General features: G+C 71.0%; 25 protein-coding genes. 14 read left to right on the forward strand and 11 right to left on the reverse strand.

All coding sequences use genetic code 11. The annotated features are described in order from the left end of the window. The first annotated feature begins 28 nt into the window (after nt 1–28). Nucleotides 29–832: an acyl-CoA dehydrogenase family protein gene (locus MQP27_RS14370; RefSeq protein ID WP_372511202.1), complete on the forward strand. Its 804-nt coding sequence runs from the start codon at nt 29–31 to the stop codon at nt 830–832. A gap of 405 nt (nt 833–1,237) precedes the next feature. Then, nucleotides 1,238–1,699, forward strand: coding sequence for an ATP-binding protein (locus MQP27_RS14375; RefSeq protein ID WP_242765458.1), 462 nt, complete (start codon nt 1,238–1,240; stop codon nt 1,697–1,699). A 360-nt stretch (nt 1,700–2,059) separates the two neighbouring features. On the opposite strand, the gene MQP27_RS14380 is transcribed toward MQP27_RS14375, so the two are convergent. After that, nucleotides 2,060–2,986, reverse strand: coding sequence for a cyclase family protein (locus MQP27_RS14380; RefSeq protein WP_242765459.1), 927 nt, complete (start codon nt 2,984–2,986; stop codon nt 2,060–2,062). 84 nt (nt 2,987–3,070) lie between these two features. Here MQP27_RS14380 and MQP27_RS14385 point away from each other — a divergent pair, with 84 nt between their 5' ends. Genes MQP27_RS14385 through MQP27_RS14400 form a run of 4 tightly spaced genes read left to right on the forward strand, consistent with a single transcriptional unit; the run spans nt 3,071 to nt 7,514 of the window. After that, nucleotides 3,071–3,985: an SDR family NAD(P)-dependent oxidoreductase gene (locus tag MQP27_RS14385; protein WP_242765460.1), complete on the forward strand. Its 915-nt coding sequence runs from the start codon at nt 3,071–3,073 to the stop codon at nt 3,983–3,985. 50 nt (nt 3,986–4,035) lie between these two features. Further along, complete coding sequence (locus MQP27_RS14390) at nt 4,036–5,184, forward strand: acyl-CoA dehydrogenase family protein (protein ID WP_242765461.1); 1,149 nt, start codon at nt 4,036–4,038, stop codon at nt 5,182–5,184. Further along, the gene (locus MQP27_RS14395; protein WP_242765462.1) at nt 5,184–6,233 is read left to right on the forward strand and encodes a Zn-dependent alcohol dehydrogenase; all 1,050 of its coding nucleotides are present in this window, start codon (nt 5,184–5,186) and stop codon (nt 6,231–6,233) included. The genes MQP27_RS14390 and MQP27_RS14395 overlap by 1 nt, the downstream gene beginning before the upstream one ends. A 30-nt stretch (nt 6,234–6,263) precedes the next feature. Beyond that, complete coding sequence (locus tag MQP27_RS14400) at nt 6,264–7,514, forward strand: MFS transporter (RefSeq protein ID WP_242765463.1); 1,251 nt, start codon at nt 6,264–6,266, stop codon at nt 7,512–7,514. Here the strand turns inward: MQP27_RS14400 and MQP27_RS14405 are convergent. After that, the gene (locus MQP27_RS14405; RefSeq protein WP_242765464.1) at nt 7,416–8,450 is read right to left on the reverse strand and encodes a GlxA family transcriptional regulator; all 1,035 of its coding nucleotides are present in this window, start codon (nt 8,448–8,450) and stop codon (nt 7,416–7,418) included. The genes MQP27_RS14400 and MQP27_RS14405 overlap by 99 nt on opposite strands. Before the next feature lie 71 nt (nt 8,451–8,521). On the opposite strand from MQP27_RS14405, the gene MQP27_RS14410 reads away from it, so the two are divergent. Then, complete coding sequence (locus MQP27_RS14410) at nt 8,522–9,829, forward strand: MFS transporter (RefSeq protein WP_242765465.1); 1,308 nt, start codon at nt 8,522–8,524, stop codon at nt 9,827–9,829. Between the two features lie 657 nt (nt 9,830–10,486). Here MQP27_RS14410 and MQP27_RS14415 read toward each other — a convergent pair. Next, entirely contained in the window at nt 10,487–11,947 is a 1,461-nt protein-coding gene (locus tag MQP27_RS14415; protein WP_278196069.1) for an MDR family MFS transporter, read from the reverse strand. Between the two features lie 49 nt (nt 11,948–11,996). Between MQP27_RS14415 and MQP27_RS14420 the strand changes: the two genes are divergently transcribed. Beyond that, on the forward strand, nt 11,997–12,638 hold the full coding sequence (locus MQP27_RS14420; RefSeq protein ID WP_242765466.1) for a TetR/AcrR family transcriptional regulator: 642 nt from the start codon (nt 11,997–11,999) through the stop codon (nt 12,636–12,638). 138 nt (nt 12,639–12,776) lie between these two features. On the opposite strand, the gene MQP27_RS14425 is transcribed toward MQP27_RS14420, so the two are convergent. After that, nucleotides 12,777–13,898 (reverse strand): lipid II:glycine glycyltransferase FemX, encoded by a 1,122-nt coding sequence (locus MQP27_RS14425; protein WP_242765467.1) that lies wholly within the window; start codon nt 13,896–13,898, stop codon nt 12,777–12,779. A gap of 174 nt (nt 13,899–14,072) precedes the next feature. On the opposite strand from MQP27_RS14425, the gene MQP27_RS14430 reads away from it, so the two are divergent. Beyond that, entirely contained in the window at nt 14,073–14,339 is a 267-nt protein-coding gene (locus MQP27_RS14430; RefSeq protein ID WP_242765468.1) for a thioredoxin domain-containing protein, read from the forward strand. Between the two features lie 152 nt (nt 14,340–14,491). Here the strand turns inward: MQP27_RS14430 and MQP27_RS14435 are convergent, their stop codons facing one another. The 7 genes from MQP27_RS14435 to MQP27_RS14465 form a co-directional block, all read right to left on the reverse strand. Further along, entirely contained in the window at nt 14,492–14,869 is a 378-nt protein-coding gene (locus tag MQP27_RS14435; protein ID WP_030278697.1) for a nuclear transport factor 2 family protein, read from the reverse strand. 97 nt (nt 14,870–14,966) lie between these two features. Further along, entirely contained in the window at nt 14,967–15,572 is a 606-nt protein-coding gene (locus MQP27_RS14440) for a flavin reductase family protein (protein ID WP_242765469.1), read from the reverse strand. 394 nt (nt 15,573–15,966) lie between these two features. Beyond that, complete coding sequence (locus MQP27_RS14445) at nt 15,967–16,824, reverse strand: enoyl-CoA hydratase/isomerase family protein (RefSeq protein WP_242765470.1); 858 nt, start codon at nt 16,822–16,824, stop codon at nt 15,967–15,969. After that, a complete protein-coding gene (locus MQP27_RS14450) occupies nt 16,821–19,046 on the reverse strand; it encodes an acetate--CoA ligase family protein (RefSeq protein WP_242765471.1) in 2,226 nt (741 codons plus the stop codon). Before MQP27_RS14450 ends, MQP27_RS14445 begins: the two co-directional genes overlap by 4 nt. A gap of 123 nt (nt 19,047–19,169) precedes the next feature. After that, nucleotides 19,170–20,660: a flavin monoamine oxidase family protein gene (locus MQP27_RS14455; RefSeq protein ID WP_242765472.1), complete on the reverse strand. Its 1,491-nt coding sequence runs from the start codon at nt 20,658–20,660 to the stop codon at nt 19,170–19,172. A 186-nt stretch (nt 20,661–20,846) separates the two neighbouring features. Continuing rightward, nucleotides 20,847–22,034 (reverse strand): flavin-containing monooxygenase, encoded by a 1,188-nt coding sequence (locus tag MQP27_RS14460; RefSeq protein WP_242765473.1) that lies wholly within the window; start codon nt 22,032–22,034, stop codon nt 20,847–20,849. A 161-nt stretch (nt 22,035–22,195) separates the two neighbouring features. Further along, on the reverse strand, nt 22,196–23,863 hold the full coding sequence (locus MQP27_RS14465) for a subtype B tannase (RefSeq protein WP_242765474.1): 1,668 nt from the start codon (nt 23,861–23,863) through the stop codon (nt 22,196–22,198). A 193-nt stretch (nt 23,864–24,056) separates the two neighbouring features. Between MQP27_RS14465 and MQP27_RS14470 the strand changes: the two genes are divergently transcribed. Genes MQP27_RS14470 through MQP27_RS14490 form a run of 5 tightly spaced genes read left to right on the forward strand, consistent with a single transcriptional unit; the run spans nt 24,057 to nt 26,844 of the window. Then, complete coding sequence (locus tag MQP27_RS14470) at nt 24,057–24,506, forward strand: DoxX family protein (RefSeq protein ID WP_242765475.1); 450 nt, start codon at nt 24,057–24,059, stop codon at nt 24,504–24,506. Further along, the gene (locus MQP27_RS14475) at nt 24,506–24,931 is read left to right on the forward strand and encodes a Zn-ribbon domain-containing OB-fold protein (RefSeq protein WP_242765476.1); all 426 of its coding nucleotides are present in this window, start codon (nt 24,506–24,508) and stop codon (nt 24,929–24,931) included. Before MQP27_RS14470 ends, MQP27_RS14475 begins: the two co-directional genes overlap by 1 nt. Before the next feature lie 8 nt (nt 24,932–24,939). Further along, the gene (locus MQP27_RS14480; RefSeq protein WP_242765477.1) at nt 24,940–25,542 is read left to right on the forward strand and encodes a GNAT family N-acetyltransferase; all 603 of its coding nucleotides are present in this window, start codon (nt 24,940–24,942) and stop codon (nt 25,540–25,542) included. After that, a complete protein-coding gene (locus MQP27_RS14485) occupies nt 25,539–25,910 on the forward strand; it encodes a hypothetical protein (RefSeq protein WP_242765478.1) in 372 nt (123 codons plus the stop codon). The genes MQP27_RS14480 and MQP27_RS14485 overlap by 4 nt, the downstream gene beginning before the upstream one ends. Nucleotides 25,911–25,965: 55 nt before the next feature. After that, nucleotides 25,966–26,844 carry a GNAT family N-acetyltransferase gene (locus tag MQP27_RS14490; RefSeq protein ID WP_242765479.1) on the forward strand — a complete coding sequence of 293 codons (879 nt, stop codon included), beginning with the start codon at nt 25,966–25,968 and terminating at the stop codon, nt 26,842–26,844.

Genomic DNA, 26,844 nt, shown 5'->3' on the forward strand with positions numbered 1-26,844 from the left:
TCGTTTGGCGGCTGACGGTTCGTCGTGGCTGGTCGCGCAGTTCCCCGCGCCCCTGGAGGGCGTTGGCCCTGAGCCTTGTTTGGATCGGACCGTGTGGCGGGCTCTTGGGGAGCTTGGGTTTTTCTCCATGCGGTTGTCCGAAGGCGACGGTGGGGCTGGACTTGGGCTTCCCGAAGCCGTGTTGGCCTTTGAGGAGGCCGGGCGGGGGCTTGTGCCTGGGCCGCTTGTTGCCACGCATCTTGCTGCCGGGGTTGTGCCGGGGGCTGCCGAAGGGGATGTCGTCGTCGCCGCTGCTGATGGGCGGATCGTGGAGTGGATGGACGAGGCCGATGTCGTGCGGAAGGGGGCCGAGGGGGCCGTAGCCCTGAAGTCCTTGGATCCGCTCACGCCTCTGCATCGGGTGCCGGCGCCCGCTCCGGTCGATCCCCTCGCCGTGCTGCTCACCTCCGCCGAGCAGCTCGGGACTGCCTCTCGGGCTTGTGAGCTCGCCGTGCAACACGCTCGGACCCGGGAGCAGTTCGGGCAGCCGATCGGGGGGTTCCAGGCCGTCAAGCATCTGTGTGCGCAGATCCTGGAGCGGGTGGAGGTGGCTCGGGCCGCCGTGTATGCCGCCGCCGTCACCGGGGAGCGGGGTGACATCGCCGCTGCCCGGCTGCTCGCCGACGACGCCGCCGTGCGGGGGGCCCGGGACTGTCTTCAGGTGCATGGCGGGATGGGCTTCACCTGGGAGAGCGAGGTGCATCTGCTGCTGAAGCGCGCCTGGGTGCGGGCGCAGCGTGGCGGTGGCGGCACGGAGAGTGAGGAGCTGCTCGCCGCTGAGCTGGTCGGCTAGGGATCGGCTGGGGAGATGTCGCGGATTGTGGCATACCGGAATTACGGAGCGTTGATATCGGGTTGTGTCCTACGTGTGACCCGTCACGTCCTGGAGTCGGTGCCCCGCTCCGGTACCTTCTGTGGGATGCGAGTGGAACTGACCTGTTCGACTCCCCGCGTAGAGCGTCGCACAGTATGCCGCACGGGTACTCCTTCGCGCTGGAATATGCCCGAAGCGCTTGTTGGGGTGACTGTACGTCAACCATGCTGTCTCGTAAGGGATTCACGTTCCGTGACCCTTGCTCTGGCCATTGTTCTGGCCATGCAGAAAATGGCTACGATCGTGGCCCTCGCTGTGGCGCGTCCGTGGCGCGAGGTCATGTGTCCGCCGGTTCGGATGGTGTGAGCGGTGCAGGTGCTTCAGGTGCAGCTGGAAGTCCGGCCCGACCCCGCTGAGGTGGGGCGAGCCCGGAGGTGGGCCCGTTCGCGCCTGGCCGGGTCCGGCATAGAGGTCGACGAGCCACTCGCCGAGACGTTGATCCTGCTCGTCTCCGAACTGGTCACCAACGCCGTGGTGCACACCGGCTGTCCGGCCGTGCTGCGGCTGTCCCTGCCCGGCGTCGCGGCCGAGACGGCCACCGTCCGCCTGGAGGTGGCCGACGCCAGCTCCCGGGCGCCCGTGCCGCGCTGTGTGGACGGCGACGCGACCGGCGGGCGCGGACTCGCCCTCGTGGACGGGCTCGCCGACCGCTGGGGCTGGAGCCCCGAGGGCGCCGGCAAGCGCATCTGGTGCGAACTGGACCGCTGTGATGGCGACGCGGAGGGCGCCGCCGCCTACACGGGTGGCGTCAGCGCGTACGAGGGGCTGGCCTTCGAGGCCGTGTGACCGTCACGTCCGGGGCACGGTTGCAGAAACCACTGCCACGCCGCGTCCGGTGAGAGGCGGTGCGCCGGGGGTGTGCTTCTGTGCGCGCCTGCGGCAAATAGGGCGTAAGTAATAAATCCTCGTACGGGTGTTGACGCATCGTGTCCGTTTGATCACGCTTGTGGTCAGCGATTCGCCGCGAGGGGACGGCGAGGGTTTCGGTGACGGAAACCCTCGGCGAGTGTGGGTCGTGATTCGGCGTCGGCTTCTCACCGGGCCCGGAGGAGTCGGGGCGGGTGCGCCGAGGTCGGTCGGCGGCGCGTGGTGCCGTGTTCGGGGCGGGCGCCGCGCCGCCGGTCGACGAGTTGGGGGAGTTGCCCCCTAGAGAACGGCCACCGGGGCCACCGGGGTTCCCGTTGCGCCGACGAACGGCTCGGGCATCGCGGACAGCAGGAACGCGTACCGGCCGGTTTCTCCACAGGCTGTGGACAACTCCTCCAGGTTCCAGTTCTGGCCCTGCAGCATCCCCATCTCCACCAGGTCGAGGGCGTGCACGGGCAGCCACAGGTCCTCGATCTCGGGCGGGAAGATCTCGAAGGTGAGGGTGTCGTTCGCGACGGCGGCCACGTCCCGCGCGTGGAACCACTCCGGGGTGCGGACCGAGAGACCGGGCGACGGATAGCCGTAACCCTCCTTGTTCCCGGCGAGATACACCTGGACCTGCCCGGTCCGTACGAGCACGATGTCGCCGGCACGCACGCGTGTGCCCGCGAGCTCCTCGGCGGCCTCCAGGTCCTCCGGGGTGACCGCGTGCGAGCCGTCGAGGCGGTCCTTGTGCAGGGCGCGGGCCACGTCCAGCAGGACACCGCGCGAGACGACGTGGCGCGGCTTGTCGATGCCGCTGAACTCGGCGCCGCCGTGCGCGGTGACGGTGGCGGTGGGGCGGCCGTTGTAGAGCCTGCCCGAATGCGAGGCGTGGGCGAGCGCGTCCCAGTGGGTGCCCGCCTGCAGGCCCATGGTCACGGCGTCGTCGCTGCACGCGACGGTGCCGGGGCCGAAGAGCTCCTGGTTGATCTGCACCATCGCGTGCAGGGGGTTGACGCGGCCCGGGATCATCCCCGTCTGCACGCCGTCCTGCTTCAGCGGGAGGGCGAGCGGGACGCGGCGGCCGGTGCGGACGGTGGCGGCCGCCTCGCGGACCACCTCGTCGGTGATCAGGTTGAGGGTGCCGATCTCGTCGTCGGCTCCCCAACGCCCCCAGTTGTTCACGCGCTTGGCGATCTCGTGGAATTCGGCGGGCAGCGACATCGGCCCTCCCCGGGGCTTGTCTCCTGGCATCTGACGGGTCATAAAATCTAACGGTCCGTCAGAAACCGCGGGAAGGGGCCGGGCGTGGGGAACTTCTTGGCAGGCAAGGTCGTCGCCGTGACCGGTGCCGGACGCGGGATCGGGCGCGCGGTCGCGCTCGGCGCGGCGGCCGAGGGGGCCAAGGTCGTCGTCAACGACTACGGCGTCTCGATCGACGGGGCGTCGCCGACGAGCGAGGTCGCCGAAGGCGTCGTCAAGGAGATCGAGGCGGCCGGCGGGGACGCGGTGGCGGTGGCCGACGACGTGTCCACGATGGCGGGCGGGGCGCGGGTCGTGGAGACGGCGGTGTCGTCGTACGGGCGGCTGGACGGTGTGGTGTGCGTCGCCGGGATCCTGCGCGAGCGGATGCTGTTCAACATGTCCGAGGAGGAGTGGGACCCGGTGGTCGCCACTCATCTGAAGGGGACCTTCACGGTCTTCCGGGCGGCCTCGGCGGTCATGCGGAAGCAGCGGGCCGGGACCCTGATCGGGTTCACCAGCGGGAACCACCAGGGGTCCGTCTCGCAGGCCAACTACAGCGCCGCGAAGGGAGGGATCATCTCGCTGGTGCGCAGCGCCGCGCTGGGCCTGAACAAGTACGGGGTGAGCGCCAACGCGGTGGCGCCGGTCGCGCGGACCCGGATGTCGGCCAACGTGCCCATGGAGCTGGCGGAGATCGGGGAGCCGGAGGACGTGGCCGCCCTGGTCGTCTATCTGCTGTCCGACCAGGCCAGGGAGCAGGGGATCACCGGGCAGGTCTACACGATCGCCGGTCCCAAGCTGGCGGTCTGGGCGCAGCCCCGGGAGCTGCGGGCGGCGTACGCCGAGGGCTCCTGGACACCGGAACGGATCGCGGAGTTCCTGCCGGGGTCGGTGGGCGTGGATCCGATGCCGATGCTCGAACGGCTGGCGGCCATGGAGCGGGCCGCGAAGGAAGGGGCCCGGCCCAACGCCCGATAGAGCCGCCCGACAGGGGAGATCCGCTAGATCCGCCGACAGAGGAGATCCGCGTGGACTTCGCATTTGCCTCCGGGGACGAGGAGTTCCGGCTGGAGGCCCGGGAGTGGCTCGCCGAGCACGTGGGGCCGGACCGGGACCGTCGTACCTGGGAACGGACTCTCGGAAAGGCCGGGTGGATCGGGCTCGGCTGGCCCGAGGCCGGTTACGGGAACCGTGTCGCGAGCCTCACCCGGCAGGTCGTCTGGGCCGAGGAGTACGCCCGCTCGGGAGCGCCCGCGCGGTCCGGGCACATCGGCGAGAACCTCCTGGCGCCCACGCTTCTCGCCCATGGCAGCGAGGAGCAGAAGGCGCGGTTCCTTCCGCCGGTCGCCGGGGGCGAGGAATTGTGGTGCCAGGGGTACAGCGAGCCGGACGCCGGTTCCGACCTCGCCGGTGTGCGCACCACGGCCGTACGGGAGGGAGCGCACTACCGGATCAGCGGGCAGAAGATCTGGACCTCGCTCGCCCATGAGGCCGACTGGTGCTTCGTGTTGGCCCGTACGGAACCGGGCTCGCGGCGGCACCACGGGCTCAGCTTCCTGCTCGTCCCGATGGACCAGCCGGGGAGCGTCGAGGTCCGGCCCATCCGGCAGCTGACCGGGACCAGCGACTTCAACGAGGTCTTCTTCGACGGGGCACGCGCGCGCGTGGAGCACGTCGTGGGCGGCGAGGGGGCCGGGTGGCAGGTCGCCATGAGCCTGCTCGGGTTCGAGCGCGGGGTGTCCACCCTCGCCCAACAGGTCGGATTCGCGAAGGAGTTGGGGGAGGTCGTGCGGGCGGCCCTCGGCTCCGGCGCCGTGGCGGACCCCGTCGTGCGGGAGCGACTCGTGCGGCAGTGGGCCGAATTGCGGGTCATGCGGTGGAACGCCCTGCGGACGCTGGGGAGTTCGGGGGACGCGGGCGCGCCCAGCGTCGCCAAACTCCTGTGGGGCGGCTGGCATCAGCGGCTCGGGGAGCTGGCGATGCAGGTGCGGGGCGCCGTGGCGAGCGTCGGCCCCGGGGAGTGGTCGGCCTCCGTGTCGTACGAACTCGACTCCCTCCAGCACCTGTTCCTCTTCTCGCGGGCCGACACCATCTACGGGGGCTCGGACCAGGTTCAGCGCACGATCATCGCCGAGCGTGTGCTCGGCCTGCCCAGGGAGCCCAAGGGGGTCGTCTGATGCGCGGTGTGGTGTACGACGGGAAGCGGGTCGAGGTCGTCGAGGACCTGGACGTACGGGACCCGGGGCCCGGGGAGGTGCTGGTCGCGATCTCGGCGGCCGGGCTGTGCCACAGCGACCTGGCCGTGGTGGACGGGACCATACCCTTCCCCGTGCCCGTGGTGCTGGGGCATGAGGGCGCCGGGGTGGTGGAGGCCGTCGGCGCCGGGGTCACGCATGTCTCGCCCGGCGACCACGTGTCGCTGTCCACCCTCGCCAACTGCGGGACCTGCGCCGACTGCGACCGGGGGCGGCCGACCATGTGCCGCAAGGCGATCGGGCGGCCGGGGCAGCCCTTCACACAGGCCGGGCGGCCCGTTCACCAGTTCGCCTCCAACTCCGCGTTCGCGGAACGGACCGTGGTGAAGGCCGTGCAGGCGATACGGATCCCCAAGGACATCCCGATGCCCTCCGCGGCCCTCATCGGGTGCGGGGTGCTGACGGGGGTCGGTGCCGTGCTCAACCGGGCGCGGGTGGATCGAGGCGACTCCGTACTGGTCATCGGGACCGGCGGGATCGGGCTCAACGTCCTTCAGGGGGCGCGGATCGCGGGGGCCTCGCGGATCGTCGCCGTGGACGCGAACCCGGGGAAGGAGGCGGTGGCCCGGCAGTTCGGGGCGACCGACTTCCTCGCGTCGACGGACGGGGTGCGGGACCTGCTGCCCACGGGGGTGGACCACGCCTTCGAGTGCGTCGGGCGGGTGGAACTGGTCCGGCAGGCCGTCGACCTGCTGGACCGGCACGGGCAGGCCGTCCTCCTCGGCACGGCACCCGCGACCGCCGAGGCCTCCTTCCTCGTCTCCTCTATGTTCCTGGACAAGTCGATCCTCGGCTGCCGCTACGGCTCCTCACGACCGCAGCGGGACATACCGCTGTACGCCGAGCTCTACCGTCAAGGACGGCTGCTGCTGGACGAGTTGGTGACCGAGACGTACCCGGTGGAGGACTTCGAGAAGGCGGTGGGGGACGCGGAGGCGGGGCGGGTGGCCAGGGGTGTGCTGACGTTCTGATTGTCAGTGGCGGCGCTTAACGTCGATCCCATGACCTACCGAGACGTCGCCTCCAAGCAGGTCCTCGTCTGGGCCTGCACCTCCGTCGGCGCCCGCATGCCGGTGGCCATGGCTCCGCTGGCCCTGGTCTTCCTGGTGCGCGAACGCCCCGGGGGGTATGCGCTGGGCGCCGTACTCGCCGCGGTCTACGTGATCGGCGAGATCATCGGCGCCCCGGCCCTCGGCATGCGCCTGCGCCCCGACCGGGCCCGTTCCCAGCTCGCCGCGGGCCTCGCCGCCGGGGCCGCCGGTTTCACGGGCCTCGGGGCGCTGCCCGACGCGCACCCCGTCGTCCTCGGCGCGTTCGCGTGCGTGGCCGGGGGCGGACCGGCCGCGTCGGCGGGCGCGTTACGGGCGCTGCTCACCGACCTGGTCCCGGAACGAGCGGTGGCGCAGGCGCTGTCCACCGAGTCGATCCTGGTCTCGGGCATCTGGGCGGTCTCTCCGGCCGCCGTCACCGGCCTCGCCCTCGGTGTCGCACCGCGCGTGCCGCTGCTGCTCGCGGCGGTCCTGCTGGCGTCCGCGGTCATGGGCCTCAGACTGCTGCCGGCCCGCTGGCACACGCCCGGCGCGGAGCAGCCGGGCCAGTCACCGATACGGCTGCTGGCCGGCGCCTGGCCGTTGTTCGTCACGGGCGCGGCGGGCCTCGCCCTGCTGGGCCTCGCGGAACTCGTCCTGCCCGCCCTGCTGGAGCAGCGCGGCATCGGCGTCGGCTGGTCCGGGCCGATGCTGACGGGGCTCGCGGTGGGCGGTGGGCTCGGCGCGTTCCTCTACGGGCTGCGCGCCTGGCCGGGGCTGCTGCGCACCCGAAGTCTCGTGCTGATGTGCGCGATGACGGCGTGCGTGACGCTGGTCGCGCTGATACCGGCGCCGGCCGGGATCGCCGCCGCGCTGGTCGTGGGCGGGATGCTGCAGTCGGGCGTGCTGCTCGTGCGCAACCTGTCGCTGCGCGAGGCCCTGCCGCCGAGCCTGCTGCCCGCGGGCTACTCCGTCATGTACGCGGCCGCGGGCGCCGGTTACGCCGCCACCGGCTCCCTCGCCGGGACCCTGCTGAGGGTGACGGCACCGTCCACGGCGATCCTGGCCGGGGTGGTCCTCACCCTGCTGCTGACGGCGGTCGGCTGGTGGGGCGAGGCGCGGCGGTCAGCGCAGGGCGCCGGCGTCGTCGTAACCCTTGGGGCCGCCGGCGGAGCGGAAGGTGCGGCGGTATGCGGTGGGGGTGACCCCGAGGGCGGACTGTAGGTGCTGGCGCATCGACTGGGCCGTGCCGAAGCCGGCGTCCCGGGCCACCTGGTCGACGGACAGGTCGCTGGACTCCAGGAGGTGCCGGGCCCGTTCGACGCGCTGCTGGGTGAGCCACTGGCCGGGGCTGACGCCGACCTCCTCGCGGAAGCGGCGCGTGAAGGTCCGTACCGACATGGACTCCTGTGCGGCCATGTCGCGCAGCTGGATCGGCTCGTGCAGGCGGCCGAGGGCCCACGCGCGGGCGCCGGTCGTGGTCGCCACCTGCGGCTCGGGCACCGGGCGTTCGATGTACTGCGCCTGGCCGCCGTCGCGGTGCGGCGGTACGACGGTGCGGCGGGCGACCTCGTTGGCGACCGCCGCGCCGTGGTCGCGGCGCACCATGTGCAGGCACAGGTCGATGCCGGCGGCGACACCGGCCGAGGTGAGGACGTCGCCGTCGTCGATGAACAGGACGTTCGGGTCGACGTCGATCTTCGGGAAGAGGGCCTGGAGTTGGTCGGTCTCCGCCCAGTGGGTCGTCGCGGGGCGGCCGTCGAGATAGCCGGCGGCGGCGAGGACGAAGACGCCGGTGCAGATGGAGGCGAGCCGGGTGCCGGGGCGGATGTGGGCGAGCGCGGCGGCCAGATCGGGGGTGAGGACACCTTCCTCGAACACCGGGCCGAGCTCGTACGAGGCGGGGACGATCACGGTGTCGGCGGTGGCCAGCAGCTCCGGGCCGTGCTCGACCGTGATGGAGAAGTCGGCGTCGGTCCGCACCGGGCCCGGTGGGCGGATCGAGCAGGTCAGGACCTCGTACAGCCGACGCCCCAGGGCGTCCTTCGGGCGCCCGAAGATGCGGTGCGGAATGCCCAGCTCGAAGGGGAGCAGGCCGTCCATGGCGAGGACGACGACGCGGTGCGGGCGGAACTCCGGGCCACCTGGCTCACTGGTCATGGCCCGATCCTAACGAATGCTGTCCTTCGGGCCAGTGGTTGTGAAGAATTCCGGCCAGCATGCTCTATGTCGTGACCCAGACAACCGAACCCGCAGCGGCCGTAACGGACACCCCGACCCCTGGCAGACACCGCATCCACCGAGCCTGGTTCGTCGCCGCCGTCACCTTCGTGACGATCATCGGCGCGGCCGCCTTCCGTTCGCTCCCTGGACTGCTCATCGACCCGCTGCACGAGGACTTCGGCTGGTCGCGCGGCACGATCGGCGCCGCCGTCTCCATCAACCTCGCCCTGTACGGCCTCACCGCCCCCTTCGCTGCGGCGCTCATGGACCGCTTCGGCATCCGCCGGGTGGTGGCCGTGGCGCTGACCGTGATCGCGCTCGGCTCCGGGCTGACCGTGTGGATGACGGCCGCCTGGCAGCTGCTGCTGTGCTGGGGCCTGCTGGTGGGCCTCGGCACCGGCTCGATGGCGCTGGCGTTCGCGGCGACGGTCACCAACCGCTGGTTCACCGAGCGGCGCGGCCTGGTGACGGGCATCCTCACCGCCGCGTCCGCCTCCGGCCAGCTGATCTTCCTGCCCGTGCTGTCCTGGATCGTCGACAAGCACGACTGGAGACCGGCGGCCGTCACGGTGGCCCTCGCCGCCCTCGCGGTCGTCCCCTTCGTCTGGCTGCTGCTGCGCGACCACCCGGCGGACGTGGGCCTGAAGCCGTACGGCGCGAAGGAGTTCGTACCGAAGCCGCCGCCCGCGACCGGCGCCGCCCGCCGCACCCTCAAGGTCCTGGGCACGGCCTCCCGCACCGGCACGTTCTGGCTGCTGGCCGGCACCTTCGCGATCTGCGGTGCCTCCACCAACGGCCTGATCCAGACCCACTTCGTGCCCGCCGCCCACGACCACGGCATGCCCATCCAGGCGGCGGCCTCGCTGCTCGCGGTGATCGGTGTCTTCGACGTGGTCGGCACGATCGCCTCCGGCTGGTTCACCGACCGCTTCGAGCCGCGCCGCCTGCTGGCGGTGTACTACGCCCTGCGCGGCGTCTCGCTCCTGTTCCTCCCGATGCTGCTGGCCCCGGCCGTGCACCCTCCGATGCTCTTCTTCATCGTCTTCTACGGCCTCGACTGGGTCGCCACCGTCCCGCCCACCGTCGCCCTGTGCCGCGAGCAGTACGGCGAGGACAGCGCGATCGTCTTCGGCTGGGTCCTCGCCTCCCACCAGGTCGGCGCGGCCCTGGTCGCCTTCCTCGGGGGTGTGGCTCGGGATGCCTTCGGCTCGTACGACATGGTCTGGTACCTGTCCGGCGCGCTGTGCGCGGTGGCGGCGCTGATGGCGCTGGTGATCCGGCGGGGGCCGGTGGCTCCGGTGCCGGTGGCGGCCTGAGCGCGGGGGCTCAGCTCGCGCGGTCGAGGGGTTCGAATCCGACGGCCGGCTGCCACATATCCGTGGCCTGCGCGAGCTGACCTGTGTCATACCCAGTGCTTCGCGTCGCTCGCGCACGGCGTGCCCCAGCTCGAAGCGGATCCGCGCGGCGTCGTACGCCTCCCGGGCTTTCGGTGAGGCTTCGTCGGAGGGCTCACCTTTGAGCGGCACATACCGAGGAAGGACGGAACCGTCTACCGGCGGCCCGGGTCCATGACGCTGAATGTCGACGAGATCCTGGGAGAGGGTTGATGGGCCGATCATTCCTGGACGGACTGGCCGCTGAGATGTCCCGCCGGGACGCCCTGGAGCAGGAGCGGGTCTTCCGGGAGCTGCGCGAACGTGATCTGTCTCCGATCGAATCGATCTACACGAGAACTGGCAGCGGATCCAGTCCGGCCTGGAGGAATGAGTCGCTTGAGCGTTCGGCGAGAAGCTGCTGTACGGCTACGACACCCTGGCCAAGGGGCACTTGGACTCGACGACCCGCTCCGTGGGCGGCACTCGGTTTGCCGTCGGACGACGCGCTGATGACCTCGGGCGCGGGCGAGCATGCCGAGCGCACCGCAACCGGGCTCAGGACGGCTCCTTGCCGGCGTCGGAGCGGTTGCCGCGGGGTCACGCGGTGGTGCCGCGGGCCGGGCTCGGGGTGGCGGCGTCGTGGTCCTTGTGGAGTGGCGTGTTCGGCAGCAGCAGGGTGAATACGACGCCGGCGGCGGTGATGGCGGTGGCCCACCAGAACGTGGTGGCGTAGGCGTTGGCCAGTGCAGCGGGGGTGCGTTCGGCCGAGGCGGTGATGTGCTGGGCGAGGATGACGGCCATCAGCGCGGCACCCAGTGTGCCGCCCACCCTGGAGAAGATCTGCAGGACGCTGCTGGCGTGCCCTGCCGCGGCCGGCGGCAGATTGCGGTAGCCGGCCGCCATCGCGGGCATCATGGTGGCGCCGAAGCCCAGCCCCCGGACGGTAAGCGCTGGGGCCAGCAGCCAGTACGAGGTGCTGGCCGTGATCTGGGTCAGTACAAGGGTGCTCGCCGTGACCAGGATGCTGCCGACCAGCACCACGCGGCGGGGCCCGTAGGCGTCGGTGAGTCTGCCGGCGATGGGCATGGCCATGGCAGTACCGAGCCCCTGCGGAGCGAGCAGCAGTCCCGCTGTCAGCGCGCTTTCCGCACGCACCTGTTGGTAGTACAGCGGCAGCAACAGCATCACCCCGAAGATCGTGAGACCGAGGACCAGCGCCACCACGCTCGCGCCGGCGAAGGCCCGATCCCGGAAATACCCAAGGGGAATCAACGCCCGCTCCCCGCGCCCCCGCGCATGCAGCACGAACAGCGCCAGCAGCACCACCGCGGCCGGCATCGTCGACCACACCACGGGGTGGGCGAAGCTGCCAGCGTCGCCGGCCCGCGACAGACCGTAGACCAGCAGGGCCAGCCCCGGGCCCAGCAGCGCCAGACCGCCGAAGTCGAACGCCTGCCGCCCGGAAGCCGGTGCGTCGGCGGGCAGCAGCCTGGCACTGAGTACCACGGACAGCACCCCCACCGGCACGTTGATCAGGAAGATCCAGTGCCAGGGCAGAGTGTCCACCAGGACACCGCCCAGCACGGGCCCCAGGATCGGGGCCAACAGCGCGGGCACACCGACCACGGTCATGACCCGCCCCATCCGCTCGGGTCCGGCGGCTCGCGCCAGGATTGTCTGCGCGACCGGCATCAGCAGCGCACCGGCCGCGCCCTGCACGACCCGGAACGCGATCAGACTGCCCGCGTCCCACGCGAGCGCACACAGCCCGGACGCGAGCGTGAACAGCGCTGTCGAGGTGACGAACAGCCGCTTGGCGCCGAACCGGTGGGCCAGCCATCCGGTGGTCGGGATCACCACGGCCAAAGCCAGCAGATAGCCGGTGACGACCCACTGGACCACCGACAAGCCGGCGTCCAACTCACTGCCCAGCGTGCGCACCGCGACGTTGACGATCGTGGTATCCAGCATGCTCATGAAGATCCCCAGCACCAGGACCAGCCCCAGGCGGACCAGCTGTGGATCAAGTCGCTCTCTCGGCGATGCTCCGGTAGCCATGACGTCGACGCTAGGCTGCTAGGTGGGGCATATGTGTAACACTTAAGAGGTGAGTCCGTTCGCCTCCCAGCCCCGCCGCCGTGGCCCCCGCAGCGACGCACAACGCAACGACGCACACATCCTGCGCACCGCCGCCCGGGCGCTCGCGGAGAACCCACACGCCACCATTCAGCACATCGCCGACGAAGCAGGCGTAGCACGGGTGACCATCTACCGCCGCTACCCCAATCGTGACGCCATTCGCCGCGCCATCTTCCACACCGCCGCCGCCGAAGCCCACTTGGTCATCACCGACGCACTCGACCACGACCTCGACGCACTGACCGCGCTGCGTAAGCTCATCGCCGAAATGGCCGCGATCATCCAGCGATACCCCGTGCTCTCCGTCGCCACCGACTGGCAGCCCCTGCCCGGCGACGCACACCGCCCCTCCCCGCCGCCGACGTCACGACGCATGCACCAAGCCGTCTTCGACCTCGTCAAACAGGGCCAGAAAGAAGGCGTTCTGCGCGCCGACCTGCCACCGGAGCTCCTCCCGCAGGCCATCACCGGCACCCTGCACATCGTCACCCGGTTCGCCCGCAGCCTTCGCGCCGACCCCGCCCAACTCGGCACCCAGGTCGCCGACCTCCTCTTGAACGGATTCGCCGCCAATACACGGCAACCTGCCGAGAACGGACAGTGCGGTTGAGACGTCAGACATCTCGATCAACAGCTCGGGGGCCTTGCTCGTTGCGTTTCGTCGGCCGTCACCTGATCGCTGGCCAACTCGAAGAAGCTCAATGCTCGCCGCACCGACGCCGACGACCAGCACGAGACAACCGCGGTGTCAGCGGCGGGACATGTAGAGGTCGAGGGCCTTGTGCAGCATCTTGTTGAGCGGGAAGTCCCACTCGCCGAGGTACTCGACGGCCTCGCCGCCGGTTCCGACCTTGAACCGCAGCAGTCCCAGCAGGTGGTTGCTCTCCTCCAGGGTGTCGGTGATGCCGCGGAAGTCGTAGACACCCGCGCCGAGTGCGTGGGCGTCGCTCATCATCCGCCACTGGATCGCGTTGTTCGGCTGGACCTCGCGCTTGCGGCTGGTGGAGGCTCCGTAGGAGTACCAGACGTGTTCGCCGACCATCAGCATCGTGGCCGCCGCGAGCACCTCACCCTCGTGGTGGGCTAGGTAGAGACGCATGCGGTCACCGTCCTCGGCCCTCAGCGCGGTCCACATCCGCTGGAAGTAGGCCTGCGGGCGGGGGATGAACCGGTCCCGCTCGGCGGTCTCCACGTAGAGGTCGTAGAAGGCGGGCAGGTCCTCGTATCCGCCCTGGACGACCTTGACGCCGGCCTTCTCCGCCTTCTTGATGTTGCGGCGCCACTGCTGGTTCAGGCCCCGTTGGATCTCCTCCAAGGACCGCCCCGCGAAAGGTACTTGGAAGACATAGCGCGGCTGGCCCGCGGCGAAGCCGTCCTCGTCGCCGGGCTCGGTCTGCTGCCAGCCCATCCGGCGCAGCCGGTCGGCGACGTCGAAGGCCATCGGCTCGTGCACGGTGGCCTCCACGTCCCGCAGCCGCCCGGCCTGCGGGTCGGCGATCGCTGCCTTGACCGCTTCGGCACTCCAGCGGCGGGCCACCACGGGCGGCCCCATCTTCACCGAGAACGCTCCCTGTTCCTTCAAGTACGCGAGCATCGGCTCAAGCCACCGCTGAAGATCCGGCGCGGCCCAGTCGATGACCGGTCCCTCGGGCAGGTAGGCGAGGTACCGCTTCAGCTTCGGCAACGGCCGCAGCAGCACCAGCCCCACGCCGACGAGACGATCGCTCTCGTCGAACCAGCCCAGGCTCTCCGCCCGCCAGTCCGGCTTCACGTCGCCCCACGAGGGAACCTGCATGTGACTCACCGAGGGCCGGGCCCGGACGAAGGCCAGATGATCCTCACGGGTGATCGCCTTCAGACGAAAGCTCATGCGCAGTGCTCCTTTGTTCGACGCGCAAGCCTACTGAGGCGTATGGCACGTCCAGGTCCTTCGTGCACACGCTGTCGTCGTGCACGAAGCAGTGCGCAGACCGCCCGGCGACATGCTCGGTCGCGCTCACCGTGGGTGTCGCGAAGGTTCGACTCGTCGATAGCCTGCGTTGCCATGATGCGGGCTTGGATCCTGCCGACGCTGCTTGTGCTCGGTGGCTCAGCCGTCGCCACTGGACAGGTCTTCAAGGGGAGCCCCGGCACAGCCGCAGCACTCCTGCTGGTGTTCCTGGCGCTCGCCGGTGTGAACTCGGTGGGAGCCGCAGCAGTGAGAGCAGCCAACGACGGCAACGAGACCGTGCCGACCGTCGTCGTGGCGGGCCGGCCACACACCAACCCCGATCCCGAATGGGTACGCGAACAGCTCTCCCAATCCGTGTGATCGACCTGTGACGGGATGCCGCCACGCCGTCGGCAGGGGAGTGAGGGCCGTCGCCCGGCGCCGCTCTCGCTCTCCGCGGCGATGACGTCCACGTACGGAAAAAAAGGGGGCAGGTTCGGGATTCGGGAGAAGGACCGCGGCAGGCGGACGACTCAGGAGGCGGACGGCTCGATCTCCCCCGCGAAGACGATGACCTGGTCGATGAGGCTCCGTCGCAGATGGACGACGTCCGTTCCCGCCAGCCGGGGGCCACCATCCGGCGTGGTGAAGACCCACTGGTACCGGGCCCACTCGCCAGGCATGTCCACAGCTGAGCAGCGCACCATCGTGCCGGTCCCCGCCGGGTGGCGCCGGATGTCCAGCACGAACCGTTCGACCGCCGCGATTCCCTCGCTGCGACCCAATGGTCCCCAGAAGACGACGTCCGAGGTCAGGGCCTGGGAGAGCAGGGCAGTCACATAGCTGTCGTCCGAGGCGTTGAACGCGGAGATGAACGTGTCGATCGCGGAGCGTGCCGTCTCTTCCTGCATGCCCCAGTAATACCAGCCGTTACGTGCGCGCTCGTCCCGCGAGCCGCCTTCCGATCATCGGCGACCATCCCGGTCAGAGCACTGGCGCCGTCGAGAGTCAGCCGCCGTCCAGCCGGCCGAACCGCCCCCGATGGAACAACAGCGGCGTCCTGTCCTCGTCGCCCGCCCCCAGCGCGTCCACCCGCCCCACCACGATCAGGTGATCCCCGCCGGTGTGCACCGCGTGGATCGTGCAGTCGATCCACGCGAGCGTGCCGGTCAGTCGCGGTGAGCCCGAGACCGGGGCCGCGTCGTACCTCACGCCCGCGAACTTGTCCGCGCCGCGCACCGCGAAGGCACGGCACAACTCGCCCTGGTGGGCGGCGAGGACGTTGACGCAGAAGGCGCCCGCACGGGCGATGCGCGGCCAGGTCGTCGACGTACGGCCGACCATGAACGCGACCAGGGGTGGGTCGAGGGAGAGTGAGGAGAAGGACTGGCAGGCGAAACCGGCAGGGGCGCTCTCGCCGTCGGCGGCGGTGATGACCGTGACGCCGGTCGCGAAGTTTCCGAGGACGCGGCGGAACTCGGTCGGGTCGACGGGGGCGCGTTCGTCCTCGCCGACGCAGCGCAACTCCGGGCGCGGCAGTGGTTCCACCGGGGTCGGGGCCCTCGCCGACCTGAGGTAGCGAACGGCGGCTGCGGCCGCCCCTGCGTGTCCCATCACGTCAACCATTGAAGCTGACGGTGCGTCAGATGGGAAGGGGCGGGGAGGCATCGTCGCGCCGACGGGCGAGATGGACGGTGACGTCGGCGGCCATCTCGACGCTGCCAGGCAGAACCCGCATGATCCGGTCGAATATCCGCTCCCGCTCGGGGGACGGAATCTCGTCGCTGTCCAGGGAAGGTGCCCGTGCCGCACGAACGGCCGCCTCCACGGTCGGGTCGGCCGGACCGGACGGCCCGCGTATGCCATCACCATGTCGAACAGTGCGGGGGGGGAGGAGGAGGTACGGCGCTTGCAGCCCAGGCTCGCCGGCCGGAGTCCCGTATTGCGCAGGGCCACGGCCAGGGGGTACGTCAGTCGTCTCCGGCGCCGGCAGCGCTGCGCCGAACACTCAGCGGCCCTTGAACTCGGCGCTCCTGCGCTCCACGAAACTCCGTACGCCTTCCTGCGCGTCCGTCGTCGTCATGTTGATCTCCTGGGCGGCGGCCTCGGCGGCGAACGCCGTCGCGCGGTCGGTGTCCAGGGAAGCGTTGACCAGCTGTTTCGTCAGCGCCAGGGCTCGGGTGGGGCCCGACGCCAGGCGGGCCGCCCACTCGTGCGCCGTCTTCGCCAACTCCCCGTCCGGCACGACCCGGTTGACCAGGCCGAGACGTTCGGCGTCGGTCGCGGAGAGCGCGTCGCCGAAGAACATCAGCTCCTTCGCGCGCTGTGGGCCGATCAGGCGGGGGAGGAGATACGCCCCTCCGCCGTCGGGGACCAGGGCCCGGCGCGCGAACACCTCGATGAACCTCGCCGATTCCGCGGCCAGTACGAGGTCGCAGGCGAGCGCCAGGTGCGCGCCGAGGCCCGCCGCTGTGCCGTTCACCGCCGCGATCACCGGCTTCTCGCAGTCCAGGACCGCGGCGGTCAGGCGTTGCGCACCGAGCCGGAGCATCCGGGCCACGTCCCCGGCGACCCGCTCCCCGGAGGCCGGGCTGCTCCCGGACCCGCTTCCCGCCTCGCCCCCGGAACCGCCCCTCGCCCCGCCCCCGGACCCGCTCCCCGCCCCACCCCGCAAATCCGCCCCCGCGCAAAACCCCCGCCCAGCCCCCGTGAGGACCACCGCACGCACCTCCGGATCGGCGGAAGCGTCCCCCAACAGCCGTATCAGCAGCTCCCGTTGGTCGGGCGTGATGGCGTTGAGGGTCTCGGGGCGGTTGAGGGTGAGGTGCATGACCTGGCCGTCCAGCCTGTGCAGCAGCTCGGTCATCGGCACACCGCCAGCGCGTCCAGCGCCACCGCGCCCTGCCCCCTGGGCAGCACCATCAGCGGGTTGATGTCCAACTCCGCCAGCTCGTCGCCGAGTTCCATCGCCATGCGCTGGACCCGCAGGACCACCTCGACCAGCGCGTCCACGTCGGCCGGCGGCCGGCCCCGCACCCCGTCCAGCAGCGCTCGCCCGCGCAGGTCCCCGAGCATGGCGTGGGCCTGGTCCTCGCTGAAGGGCGGTACGCGTACGGTGACGTCGTGCAGGACTTCGACGAGGACTCCGCCGAGTCCGACCGTCACCGTCGGGCCGAACAGGTCGTCGTGCGTGACGCCGACGACCATCTCCACGCCCCGCTCGACCATCTGGCAGACGAGGACCCCGTCCAGGGTGACGCCCTCGTAGCGCGCGATGTCGGTCAACTCCCGGTAGGCGTCCCTGACTTGGCTCGCCGACGTCAGGCCGATCCTCACCAGGCCCAGCTCGGTCTTGTGGGCGATCTGCGCGCCGGACGCCTTCATCACCACCGGGTAGCCGACCAGGCCCGCCGCCCGTACGGCGGCCGCCGCGCTGGTGACCAGTTGCTCGCGCGGGACCCGGATGCCGTATGCCCTGAGCAGTTGTTTCGCGGCGTGTTCGCTCAGCTGCTGGCCGGGGCGCATCAGGGCCTGTGCCTTGCGGAAGGAGGGCGAGGTGGTGCGCGGGGCCTCGTCGAAGGGGGAGCGGTAGTGGGCGGTGAAGCGGTGGTGGTCGAGGTAGGCGCGGACCGCGGTGATGCAGTTGGCGACCGTGCGGAAGGTCGCGACGCGGGAGGAGCCCAACAGGACCTCGCGGTACGCCGGTTCGGTGCCGACCGGCGAGCCCCAGACCACGCAGACCAGCTTGTCCGTCCGCTCGGCCGCGTCCACCAGGTCCCGGACGAGACGGTCGGAGAGGGGCGGGAAGGGGCCCGTGATCGGGCAGATCAGCACGCCCACGGACGGGTCGGCGAGGATCGCGTCGATGATCTTCCGGCCGCGCTCGTCGCCGACCGGGTGTCCGCCGTTGTCCACGGGGTTGGCGACGCTCAGGTACTCGGGTATCCACTGGTGCAGTTCGGCCTGCCGAGCCTCCGACAGGACCGGCAGCCGTAGCCCCGCCTCCGTCGCCAGGTCCGCGAAGTGCGCTCCCGTGCCGCCCGAGATCGAGTAGACGACCACCCCGTCCGCGCGCGGCGGCCTCGCGCGCGCCAACAGGGCCGCGGTGTCCTGGAGTTCGTCGAGACCGTCCACCCGGATCACGCCGAACTGCCGCATCGCCGCGTCCACCACCGTGTCCGCGCCGGTCAGCTTCCCGGTGTGGGAGGCGGCCGTGCGCGCGCCGGTCTCGGTGCGGCCCACCTTCACCGCGACCACCGGCACCTTGCGGCGGGCGGCGCGGTCGGCGGCGAGCAGGAAGGCGCGGCCGTCCTTGAGGCCCTCGACGTAGCAGGCGATGGCGCCGACCTCGGGCCGCTCGGCGAAGTAGGACAGGAAGTCGGCGGTCTCCAGGTCGGCCTCGTTGCCGGTCGGTGCCCAGTGGGAGAGGCGGATGCCGAGTTCCTGGAGGGCGAAGACCGGGCGGCCCTGGTGGCCGGACTGGGTGATCAGCGCGATCGCCGGTCCGTCGAGGTCGTCCCGGAACCGCTCGAAGGCGTTGAGGTTGGTGTTGGGCCCCAGCAGCCGTATACCGGAGCGGGCGACCGCGGCGGCCAGGCGCTCCTGCGCGAGCGCGCCCTCCGCGCCGGTCTCCGCGAACCCGGAGGCGAAGACGACCGCGAACTTGGCCTTGGCCTCGGCGAGTTCCTCGATCACGGGGAGTGGGTCGGCGACGAGGAGTACGGCGAGGTCGACCTGCTCGGGCAGGTCGGCGACGGAGGGCGCGCAGGGGATGCCGAAGACGGACGGGCGGGTGGGGTGGACGGGGTGCAGCCGGGCGCCGACGCGCTCGGCCCAGGCCACCAGCTGGCGGGTGATGCCGGTGTTCGGCCGGCCCTCGGCGTCCGAGGCGCCGACGACGGCGACGGACTCGGGGCGGAAGAACCGGTCCAGATCGGGGACGTCGGCGTACAGCGGCCGGCCGCCGACGTCGAGGTCGTCGACCTCGGCGGGCCTGCCGTGCACGGCCGGACCGGGTTGCTCGCCGCAGGCGATCACCCGGGCCCGGCGGGAGTCGGTGGTGAGGGTGCCGTGGGTTGATCCAAGCATCGGTCCGCCCGCTCCTGTGTGACAGCACAATTAACTGACGTGGTGTCAGATTAGGCGAACTGACACAGTGTCAGGAACCGCTGTGCACACAAAGTTGGTGAACCGGCAACCGGACCGGCCGACTCAGAGGCTCGCCAGGACCTCCTTCGCGGCCCGCTCGCCCGAACGCACCGCTCCGTCCATGAAGCCGTTCCAGTACGTGGAGGTCTCGGTGCCGGCCCAGAAGATGCCGCCGACCGGCTTGCGCAGGGCGGCGCCGTACTCGGTCAGGACGCCGGGCGGGGCGTAGGCGACCGGGCCGCCGCGCGAGAAGCCCTCGTTGTCCCAGCGCTGGAGCACGAAGGAGGTCGGCGAAGCGGCCTTGGAGCCGAAGTAGTTGACGTAGTCCTTGAGGACGGCCGCCTTCACCTCGTCGACGCTCGACGCGTCGTAGGCGCGCATCTCGTCGGCCTCGATGAAGCCCATCAGGGCGCCGTAGGAGGCGTCCGGCGGGGAGTTGTCGAAGGTCGAGCGGACCACGCCGGAGTCGCTGACCGCCTGGCCGTTGAGGCCGTCGGCACGCCAGAACGGGGTGCTGTAGACGGCGATCGCCTTGCCGATCGAGCCCATGGGCATCCGCTGGCTCAGCTGGTCCCGGGCGGCCGGAAGGAGCGGGTCGAAGGAGATGCGGGCGGCCAGCGGCGGGGGTACGGCGACCACGACCCGCTTGGCCGTGACGGTGATGCCGTCGGCCGTGACGACGTACTTGCCGCCGGACTGCACCACCGAGCGCACCGGCGCGCTCAGCACCACCTTGTCGCCGAGCGTGGCGGCCAGCTTGATCGGCACCTGCTGGGAGCCGCCGACGAAGCGGGACTCCTGGGCGCCGTTCGCGGTGTCGGTGAGGCGCTCCAGGGTGCCGACGTTGGACTCGTTGCCGGCGGCGGCGATGTAGAACAGCACGTAGAGCAGGGAGAGTTCGCGGGGCTGCGCCGAGAAGATCGACGTACAGGCCAGGTCCAGCAGGAACTTGGCGGACGGGATGACCGCGTTGGCGTTCAGCCAGGTCTCGAAGGTCTGCTTGTCCCATTCGGCGGCCTTGGCCGCGTTCCAGGGAGCGTCGACCGGCACCGTCTTGGCCATGTCGTCCAGCTCGGCCTGCACGATCGCGGCGTTGGCGAGCCCGGCCGCGTCGACCGGCGGGACCGAGCCGAGGAGGCCGTCGGTGGCGTAGGGGGTGCGGGTGCCGTCCTTGTAGAGGAGGTTCTTGCCGGTGTTGTACGTCGTGAAGGTGGCCACGCCGAGCGAGTCCGCGAGGGCCTTGATGCGGTCCTGGGTGGGGCCGATGAACTCGCCGCCGCCTTCGGTGACACCGCCGTTGGCCAGCGCCAGGTTGACCACCCGGCCGCCGACGCGGTCGCGGGCCTCCAGGACGGCCACGGACTTGCCGCCGGCCACGAGGTCGCGGGCCGTCGTCAGTCCGGCGAGCCCGCCGCCGATGACCGCGACGTCCACGTCGCGGGTGGAGGCGGCGGACGCCGTTCCCGCGGCGGTGCCGGTGAGCGTGACGGCGCCCGCGGCAGCGGCGGCACCGCCGAGCAGGGAGCGCCGGGAGAGCTGTCTTTCACTTGCCACGTGCATCCTCCGTCGTGGAGAGAGTGTGGAGCAGAAAGGTGAGCAGGATTCACATTCTGGCCCCGGAGGAGGGCAGGGTTCAACGCTCCCGTCACATCTGACACATGTGTAACGGGAGTGCTGATGAAGGGAGTTGATGACTTCTACGTCGGACGGGCAGCCGGAAGCCAGACGGGCAGCCGAAAGTCAGACGGGCAGCCGCGACAGCGCGTCGCCGCCGTTCCTCTCGACCGCCTTCGCGATCTTCTCGGCGTCCATCGCGACCTCGCGGAGCGTGCCGCTGATGGGTGTGGTGTAGCCGGTGAAGTGCAGGCCGGGGGCGTCCTGCGGGGCGCGGGCGCCGTGCGCGAGGGGCCGGCCCTGCGCGTCCAGCACGCCGAGATGACCGACGAGACCTTCCAGCGCGCGGACGTATCCGGTGGCGGCGACCACGGCCTCCGGAGAGATCCGGGTGCCGTCGGCGAGCACCACCTTGCCGTCCTCGAACCCGTCGACGGCGGCCACCACTTCCACCCGCCCCTTGCGCACCGCGTCGATGAGCCCGACGTCCTGCACCGGGATCGCGCCCGCCTTGGCGCGGGTGTAGAGGCCGGTGTCCGGGCGGGGCAGCCCCTGCGCCGACAGGTCCGGCACGCTGAGCTTCGCCATCGGCCGGGCGAGCCGGTCGACCACGCCGACCGGCAGCCGTCGTACCAGCACGCCCGTGTACTGGGCGGCCCACCCGGCGGTCGAGCGGCGCACGATGTGCGGGGCAGTGCGTACGGACAGCCGTACCCGCGAGGCGCCGCCCTCCAGCAGGTCCACGGCGATCTCGGCACCCGTGTTGCCGACGCCGATGACCAGGACGTCCCGGCCGGCGTACGGCTCGGCGTTGCGGTAGTCGGCGGCGTGCGTGAAGTCGCCGGTCCAGCCGTCGAGGCCGGGCCACTCGGGCACGTACGGCGTGTGGTTGTAGCCGGTGGCGATCACCACCGCGGCACCGGTCAGCTCGCGTCCGCCGGTGGCGTGCAGCAGCCAGCCGGTGCCGTCCGGGGTGCGCTCGACCTTCGACACCTCCACGCCGGTGACGATCTCCAGCTCGTGCACCTCGGCGTACTTCTCCAGGTACCGCACCACGTCGTCCCGGGCCACCCAGCGCCCGAACCGGCGCGGCATCGGCAGCCCCGGGAGGGCGGAGAGCCGCCGGGTGGTGTGCAGGTGCAGCCGGTCGTAGTGCCGGCGCCAGGCCGCGCCCACCTTGTCCGACTTCTCCAGGACCACCGCCCGTATGCCCCGCGCCCGCAGCGCGTACGCGACGGAGAGCCCGCCGGGTCCGCCGCCGACGACGTAGACGGGCCGGCCCGAAGGGCTCGTGGACGGAGTGGAGTCGCTCATGTGCGCGAGCGTAATCACGCACTCCGTTGATGGGTCTCGGTCAAGAGGGGAATTGGTTTCGGATTGATCACGCGTGTAGGAGGAGTGGGTGGGGCTTGTGACGTAGGCCACCTGGTTGTGTCCGTACGGCGCAAGCCCCGCCCCGGTCCTTCCCGCGGCGGCTAGGCCTTCTTCGGGCCCTTGTAACCGGTCACCTTGGCGATCCAGGTGATGAAGTCGCCCGGGTCGGTGTTGGCGCCGTGGCCCTGGTCCCAGTAGTAGAGGTGGTTCACGTCGTCGCCGAGGCCGCTCACGGCGGCGGCCAGGTTCGCCGAGATGACGTGCGAGGTGTCCGTGTCGCTGGTGCCGAGGCGGATCCACCAGTGCTTGGAGCGCTTGCCGTTGACCTTCTCCACCAGGTGGTACATCGGGTTCATCAGGTGCAGCTTCTCGGGGATGTCGCTCGCGACGCGCTTGGTGCTGAGCCCGGTGCTGTCGTTCTTGGCGCCGTACGCCGTGAAGTGGCGGGCCTCCGTCGTGCCCGCGCCGAACTCGTTGTTCTCGCCGGCCGACAGGTCGAAGGCGTCGAAGGCCGGGGTGGTCTTCTTGCGGGCGCCGACATGGGTGAGGAAGTCGGCCCAGGTGAAGGAGGCCTTGCCGCCGGACCAGGTGATGAAGGTGTTCTTGGCGAGGTAGGTCTCGCGCTCCGAGTCCGACAGGGCGGCCAGGTACGTGGTCGCCGAGGGCTCCAGGTACTGCTTGAGCAGGTAGTCGTCGTAGTTGCGGGCGGTCAGCGTGCCGAAGCCGGAGCCCTTGAGGCCGCGCAGCCGCAGCTTCGCCTGGTACTCGGCGAACTGGGCCTGCAGCGCCTTCGACACCGTCTGGTCGACGACCTTGCCGGTGGACTGGGTGACGTTGGTGCCCCAGTTCCATTCGTAGGCGCCGTCGGCGTGCTCCAGGTCGGTGATCGGGCACCAGGCGCCGGTCGCGAAGATCGCGTCGGAGGCGTCGGCGGCGCCGATCTCCTTGAGGTACTTGTCGTAGATCGGGCTGTCGCCGGAGGCGCCGAGCAGCGAGGACAGCGCACCGCCCGCGCTGGTGCCGGCCGAGACGATCCGGTCGACGTTGCCCGGGATCCGGCCCTTGTTGGCCTTCACGTACCGCACGGCCGCCTTGAGGTCGACGATCGCGGCGGGCGCGGTGCCGTAGTACTCGCCGTCCGAGTTCTTGAGGGTACGGCCGCGGGCGCCGGGCTCGACGACGACGTAACCGGCGGCGAGCGCGAGGAGCTGGTTGGAGGCGGTGGCGCCGCCGGTGGCGTTGGTGTTGCCGTTCGCGTTGGAGGCGGAGGCGCTGGGCGCGGCGCTGCCGCTGGGGGCACCACTGGGGGCACCGCTCGGGGCGCCGCCACCGCCGGTCATGCCGCCGGCGCCGATGCCGGTGGCGTCCGCCACGGAGGACGGCATGTAGCCGCCGACGGAGTTCGCGAACAGGATCGGGGCGTTGCTCGCGTCAACGGCCTTGCCGTCGATCTCGACCGGAACGCTCACGACGAGCGACTGGTAGGCCTCGTCCACGGGCTTGGCGACGTAGGTGATCGCCTTCCAGAAGTGGTACGTGACGCTGTGCTCGTCGCCGGCGGTGTCGGTGACGGTGGTCGTCAGCTTCTCGTAGCCGTCCGGGTCGAAGACCAGGGAGTTCGAGGAGTTCGAGGAGGACGAGGAAGACGAGGAAGAGGAGGAGTCGTTCGACGCCTGGGCGCTGAGGGCGATGCCCCCGACGGCGGCGGCGCCGGCTGCGGCACCGATGCCGATCACGACGTTCCTGCGCTTGACTGCCCTGTGCTTCACGGTTTCGACTCCCTCGACGGCTGGGCTTGCGTCTGCGAAGTTAGCGTTGCTGACGACAAAATTGCCAACAATCCGTGGTCATTCGTAGGCGATGCACAGCTTCATGGTGGATGCACAGATTCCCCAAAGGGGTCTTCAGGTCCCAGGCTCGCACCGCTTCCCGGAACCCGCCATCTGACGTACCGTCAGATTCATGGACTCGATCTGGCTCAGTGGCGCTGAGTGGCTGGCCGTGCTGCGCATAGGCCTCGGGCTGTGGTGGCTGGAGAGCTGGCGGCACAAGGACCGCAAGGCGTGGTTCGAGCGGGGCACCGGGATCGCGTGGGCGGCCGGCATCGCCGCCAAGCACCGCTGGAACGCGGTCCGCTCCGGCTTCGAGGTCATGGTCGCGCCGCGCCCGCGGACGATGGCGTACGTCGTCGTCTACGCGGAGCTGGCGGTGGGCCTCGGCCTGGTCACCGGCTTCCTCACCCCGATCGCCCTGGTCGGCGGCCTGCTCCTCAACGTCCTCTACTTCACCCTCATGATCCACGAGGTGGCCGAGCAGGGGCAGAACTCGATGATGGCGCTGATGTCGGTGGTGGGGCTGTTCGGCATGTCGTGGCAGGTGTGGTCGCTGGACAGCGCGCTGGGGCTGTTCTGATGGGCGGCGCGGCGCGGTTCGACGTACCGGAGACCGACACGTTCACGCGGACGTACTGGGACGCGGCGGCGGAGGGCCGTCTGCTGGTGCGCCGGTGCGGGGTCTGCGGCCGGGCGCACCACTATCCGCGGGAGTTCTGCCCGCGCTGCTGGAGTGAGGACGTCACCTGGGAGCGGGCGAGCGGCCGGGCGACGCTGTATACGTGGTCGGTGGTCCACCGCAACGACCTGCCGCCGTTCGGGGAGCGGGTGCCGTACGTGGCGGCCGTGGTGGACCTGGCGGAGGGGCCGCGGATGATGACGGAGATCGTCGGGTGCGCGGAGGGGGAGCTGCGGGCGGGGATGGAGCTGGAGGTCGTCTTCCGGGACGGGGTGGCGGTGTTCGGGCCGCGATTCACGCCGCGCGGGAGAGCCGTACAGGCTTGAATGCTGTCATGGCCACAGTCGACGAGCACCACCTCACCTCCCCCTTCCCCGAACTCCAGGGCCGCGGACTCCGGTTGCGCCCCTGGGACGCCGACTCCGAGGCGGACGTGGGTGTTTGGCTGCGTGGGCTCACCGACCCGGAGTTCATGCGGTGGAACACGCCGATCAGGTCGGTCACGGACCTGGGGAGCGCGCGGGAGTCGTTGCGGGCGAAGGAGTCGGGCATGGCCGACGGGTCCTCGGCCTCGTACTGCATCACCGAGGCGGCGACCGGGACGCCGCTCGGGCACATCGGCGTCAACTCCATCCACCTCGTCCTGAGCCACGCCCGGATCGGCTACTGGGTGCTGCCGGAGGCCCGCGGCCGGGGTGTCGCCACCCGCGCCCTCGCGCTCGCCGCCCACTGGGCCCTGACCGACCTCGGCCTGAACCGCGTGGAACTCGACCACGCCGTCGGCCACGAGGCCTCGTGCCGGATCGCCGAGCGGTGCGGGTTCCGGTACGAGGGGACGCTGCGGGGCGCGATGTTCGAGGCGGGACGGCGGGACGCGTTCCGGGACATGCATCTGCACGGGCGGCTGGCGGGGGATCCGGAGCCGGAGGGGCTGTGAGAGGCGTCGGCTTCGGTGCGAAGGGAGTCGGCTTCGGCGTCCTCTTCGGAGGCCTGACCGCAGTCGTGTCCGTTACCGCGATCGGGAGGGCATGGGCTGCATGCGACGTCGGCAGCGGTACGGCGGCCAACGGCATGACCCTGCTGCTGCTCGCCCCGCTCATCTGGATCGCCGCCGCGGTTCCGTGGGTCGTCCTGCACACCACCCTCGGAAGACGTCACCGAGGGGCCGCGCTTGCCGCAGGGCTCGTCCTCACCCTGTGGCTCACTTGGTTCCTCGTGACCTGGCTGGGCATGCCGGACTCCTACCCCGCTCCCTCCTGCCCGGGCAACGTCCCACCCTGGTGGCCGGGCTTCATCCCCGCATGACCGCGGGCGCCGTAATTCGGAGGCGGAAACCGCACCGCGCGCGGGATCATGCGGCATGCGCCCCGATGACTGGTACCTCACCCACGACCTGGACGCCTTTCTCACCCGCGCCCGGGACTTCCTCCACTCCCGACCCGCCCTGCACACCGTCCTCTTGACGGTCACCGAGTCGCTGCGGACGCGCGGGATGCAGGTGTACGGCGATGAGGCGGCGCCCTATTTCGGGGTGCTGGAGCGGGACGGCGAGGTACGGGCCGCATACTTCCGCACCCCTCCCCACCCCCTGGTCGTCACGCCCCTCACCCCCGAGGAGGCCCACTCCCTCGCCGTCCACCTGGCCGGCCACGGCCACCCCCTGCCGGGCGTCAACGGCGAGCACGCCACGGTCGCGGCACTCGCCGAGGCCTGGCAACGCCACACGGGGGCGCCGGCGACCCTGCACGCACGCCACCGGCTGTACCGGCTCGGCGAGTTGACCGAACCGGGCCCCGTGCCGGAGGGCCGGCCGAGGGTCGCGGGACCCGCCGACCGGGCCCAACTCGCCCGCTGGTACGACGAGTTCGCGCACGCCGTCGGCGAGGCACGGGCGTCCCAGGACGCCGAGGAATGGGCCGACGCCCGTATCGCCTACGGCGGCGTCACCCTCTGGGAGGCCCCCGACGGCACCCCGCTCTCCATGGCCGGCGTCACCCCGCAGGTCGCCGGCCAGATCCGCGTCGCCCCCGTCTACACCCCGTCCCACCTCCGCGCCCGCGGCTACGCCGGCGCGGTCACGGCCGAGGTCAGCCGGGCGGCGCGAGCGGCGGGAGCCGCCGAGGTGCTCCTGTTCACCGACCTGGCGAACCCCACCAGCAACGCCCTCTACCAGCGGATCGGCTACCGGCCGGTGGCGGACTTCGCGGTGTACGAGTTCGGGGACGGCGCCGGTTCCTAG

Source organism: Streptomyces cylindrosporus, assembly GCF_022698165.1.
Lineage (GTDB): Bacteria > Actinomycetota > Actinomycetes > Streptomycetales > Streptomycetaceae > Streptomyces > Streptomyces cylindrosporus.

Bases quoted from the DNA above. Each gene is read 5' to 3' on its own strand.
- MQP27_RS14405 (WP_242765464.1), bottom strand. From the start codon at position 8,450: ATGACCAGTGAGCCAGGTGGCCCGGAGTTCCGCCCGCACCGCGTCGTC.
- MQP27_RS14490 (WP_242765479.1), top strand. From the start codon at position 25,966: ATGCGCCCCGATGACTGGTACCTCACCCACGACCTGGACGCCTTTCTC.
- MQP27_RS14380 (WP_242765459.1), bottom strand. From the start codon at position 2,986: ATGTCGCTGCCCGCCGAATTCCACGAGATCGCCAAGCGCGTGAACAAC.
- MQP27_RS14450 (WP_242765471.1), bottom strand. From the start codon at position 19,046: ATGCTTGGATCAACCCACGGCACCCTCACCACCGACTCCCGCCGGGCC.
- MQP27_RS14460 (WP_242765473.1), bottom strand. From the start codon at position 22,034: ATGAGCGACTCCACTCCGTCCACGAGCCCTTCGGGCCGGCCCGTCTAC.
- MQP27_RS14430 (WP_242765468.1), top strand. From the start codon at position 14,073: ATGATGCGGGCTTGGATCCTGCCGACGCTGCTTGTGCTCGGTGGCTCA.
- MQP27_RS14440 (WP_242765469.1), bottom strand. From the start codon at position 15,572: ATGGGACACGCAGGGGCGGCCGCAGCCGCCGTTCGCTACCTCAGGTCG.
- MQP27_RS14400 (WP_242765463.1), top strand. From the start codon at position 6,264: ATGACCTACCGAGACGTCGCCTCCAAGCAGGTCCTCGTCTGGGCCTGC.
- MQP27_RS14480 (WP_242765477.1), top strand. From the start codon at position 24,940: ATGGCCACAGTCGACGAGCACCACCTCACCTCCCCCTTCCCCGAACTC.
- MQP27_RS14395 (WP_242765462.1), top strand. From the start codon at position 5,184: ATGCGCGGTGTGGTGTACGACGGGAAGCGGGTCGAGGTCGTCGAGGAC.
- MQP27_RS14425 (WP_242765467.1), bottom strand. From the start codon at position 13,898: ATGAGCTTTCGTCTGAAGGCGATCACCCGTGAGGATCATCTGGCCTTC.
- MQP27_RS14475 (WP_242765476.1), top strand. From the start codon at position 24,506: ATGGGCGGCGCGGCGCGGTTCGACGTACCGGAGACCGACACGTTCACG.
- MQP27_RS14445 (WP_242765470.1), bottom strand. From the start codon at position 16,824: ATGACCGAGCTGCTGCACAGGCTGGACGGCCAGGTCATGCACCTCACC.
- MQP27_RS14415 (WP_278196069.1), bottom strand. From the start codon at position 11,947: ATGGCTACCGGAGCATCGCCGAGAGAGCGACTTGATCCACAGCTGGTC.
- MQP27_RS14435 (WP_030278697.1), bottom strand. From the start codon at position 14,869: ATGCAGGAAGAGACGGCACGCTCCGCGATCGACACGTTCATCTCCGCG.
- MQP27_RS14470 (WP_242765475.1), top strand. From the start codon at position 24,057: ATGGACTCGATCTGGCTCAGTGGCGCTGAGTGGCTGGCCGTGCTGCGC.